The sequence below is a fragment of the Janthinobacterium sp. PSPC3-1 genome (assembly GCF_049896105.1).
Taxonomy (GTDB): Bacteria; Pseudomonadota; Gammaproteobacteria; order Burkholderiales; family Burkholderiaceae_D; genus Janthinobacterium.
The window spans coordinates 1-2,450 of the sequence record NZ_JAFCTQ010000083.1; the positions used below are offsets into that span (position 1 = coordinate 1).

Genomic DNA, 2,450 nt, shown 5'->3' on the forward strand with positions numbered 1-2,450 from the left:
GTAAGCGCTCCATAAACCACAGCCTTGTGGCGTAATCCCGATTTCCGCATGCTTGCCGTTTCAATTTGAACGGGAGCAAGCATGGAAGGCGACACCGAATTCTGGACTTCACACATTGAGGCCTGCCGTCGTGAAGGCATGGCGGCGAGCGTATATGCACGGCAGCATGGCCTGACGCTGGCGTCGCTGTACTACTGGCGGCGCAAGTTGACGCGGGACTCAGCAACCGGCGCCGATGGCGCGGCGAACCAATTTGTCGCCCTGCGGGTGGTTGATACGGCAGTTGGCGCCGCAACCGGCACTTGCACCCTGGTGCTGCGCTCCGGTCTGCGCCTGGAGCTGGCCGCGCTACCACCGCCAGCCTGGCTGCTGGTCCTCGACCAGGTCCACGCGGGAGTGCGCTGATGCACCCGGGCTGCCGCATCGATCAGGTGTTTTTATGCCGCGACCCGGTCGACTTCCGCAAGTCCATTGGCGGTCTGTCGGTGCTGGTCGAGCAGGCGCTGGGACTCGATCCGTTCGGCAGCGCGCTGTACGTGTTCATCAACCGTGACCGCAACAAGATCAAGGTGCTCTACTGGCACCGCAATGGTTTCTGCCTGTGGCTCAAGCGGCTCGAGGCGGAGAAATTCGCGTGGCCGCGCGACGCCAACGGCGCCACGCAAGGCGTCACGCTGCAGCAGTTCGAATGGCTGCTGGAAGGCTTCGATGTCTGGCAGAAACCGCCCCATAAAACCCTGCATTTCAGCACCGTTTCATAGGGGAATTTGGTAAACTACGGCATGCCTGCCACCACCGCCAAACCGTCCAACCTGCCGCCGCGCTACAGCCTGCCCGAACTGGTGCTGCCGGCCGTGTTGCCGACCGACGCGGCGGCGCTGACGGCGTTGCTGCACTCGGTCATCGCGGCGCACAACGACGTCAAGACGCAGGCGATGAACCACATGCAGCACATGCTGGAGCAGTTCATCCTGGCGCGTCACCGCATGTTCGGCGCCAGCTCGGAACAGTCATCAGCCCAGGGCCGTTTGTTCGACGAGGCCGAGGTGCTGGCCGCCGGCAGTGACGCGACGCAGGACGTGGCGGCACTGCCGCCCGATACCAATGCTGACAGCAAAGCCGGCACCAAACCGGCGCGCGGCAAGCGCAGCCCGTTGCCGGCCGAGTTAAAACGCGTCGACGTCGTGCACGATGTTCCCGAGTCCGAACGCACCTGCCCGTGCGGCACGCCGATGGTGGAGATCGGCGAGGACGTCAGCGAGCAGCTCGACCTGGTGCCGATGCAGGTGCGCGTGCTGCGCCATATCCGCAAGCGCTACGGCTGCCCGGGCAGCGTGCACGCGCCGGTGACGGCGGCGTTGCCGCCGCAACCCCTGCCCAAGAGCAACGCCAGCGCCGACCTGCTGGCTATGCTGCTGGTGGTCAAGTTCATCGATGGCTTGCCGCTGGCGCGCTTCGAATACGTGCTGGCTCGCCACGGCGTGACGGTGCCGCGCCAGACGCTGGCGCGCTGGGTCATCGGCGCGGCCGGCGTGCTGCAGCCGCTGCTGAACCTGATGCGCGACGCCTTGCTCGAAGGCGCGTTCCTGCACGTCGACGAGACGGTGGTGCAAGTGCTTAAGGAAGCCGGCAAGGCGCCAACCTCGAACAGCTACATGTGGGTGCAGACGGGCGGGCCGCCGGGGCGATCGGTGGTCGTGTTCGACTACGATGCCAGCCGAAGCGGGCAGGTGCCGGTGCGCCTGTTGCACGACTATCGGGGCTATGTGATGACCGACGGCTACAGCGGCTATAACGAGCTGATGCGCACCGACGGCATCGAACAACTGGTCTGCTGGGCACACGTGCGCCGCCGGTTCGTCGAGGCCGTCAAGGTGCAGCCCAAGGGCAAGCGCGGACTGGCCGACGAGGCCGTTGCCATGATCGGCAAGCTGTACGGCGTCGAGCGCGCCCACCAGGACGCCGATGACGCCACGCGCCTGCTGGCACGGCAAACCCACAGCATACCGGCGCTGGCGGCGCTGCGGACCTGGCTCGACCAGACGCTGCCGGGCGTAACGCCGAAAAGCGCGCTCGGCACGGCGCTGTCGTACCTGCGCGATTACTGGCCGCGTCTGACACGCTATACGGAGCGCGGCGACCTGCCGATCGACAACAACCGCGCCGAGAACGCGATCCGCCCGTTCGTCGTCGGCCGCAAGGCCTGGCTGTTCAGCGACACGGTGGCCGGCGCCAACGCCAGCGCGGTCATCTACTCGGTGCTGGAGACGGCCAAGGCGAACGGAGTGGAGCCTTACACATGGCTGCGGCGTGTGCTGCGTGACCTGCCGGCGGCGAACACCGTGGATCAGGTCGAGGCGCTGCTGCCGTGGAATGTGAAGGATTTGCATACCCCCGATTTAACCAGCGATCTGCCTAGCTGAACAGGCTGGGGTTCGTGGAGCGCTTAC

Annotated in this window: 3 protein-coding genes; all 3 read left to right on the forward strand. The window is 65.8% G+C overall.

The window, feature by feature from the left end:
• The first annotated feature begins 81 nt into the window (after positions 1-81).
• Genes tnpA through tnpC form a run of 3 tightly spaced genes read left to right on the forward strand, consistent with a single transcriptional unit; the run spans position 82 to position 2,423 of the window.
• Positions 82-405 (forward strand): IS66 family insertion sequence element accessory protein TnpA, encoded by a 324-nt coding sequence (gene tnpA, locus ACP7B7_RS31545; RefSeq protein ID WP_426079352.1) that lies wholly within the window; start codon positions 82-84, stop codon positions 403-405.
• The gene (gene tnpB, locus ACP7B7_RS31550; protein ID WP_426079353.1) at positions 405-761 is read left to right on the forward strand and encodes an IS66 family insertion sequence element accessory protein TnpB; all 357 of its coding nucleotides are present in this window, start codon (positions 405-407) and stop codon (positions 759-761) included. Before tnpA ends, tnpB begins: the two co-directional genes overlap by 1 nt.
• 21 nt (positions 762-782) lie before the next feature.
• Entirely contained in the window at positions 783-2,423 is a 1,641-nt protein-coding gene (gene tnpC / locus ACP7B7_RS31555) for an IS66 family transposase (RefSeq protein ID WP_426079354.1), read from the forward strand.
• Positions 2,424-2,450 lie beyond the last annotated feature (27 nt).

Coding starts and splice junctions, on each gene's coding strand:
- tnpC (WP_426079354.1), top strand. CDS start 783: ATGCCTGCCACCACCGCCAAACCGTCCAACCTGCCGCCGCGCTACAGC.
- tnpB (WP_426079353.1), top strand. CDS start 405: ATGCACCCGGGCTGCCGCATCGATCAGGTGTTTTTATGCCGCGACCCG.
- tnpA (WP_426079352.1), top strand. CDS start 82: ATGGAAGGCGACACCGAATTCTGGACTTCACACATTGAGGCCTGCCGT.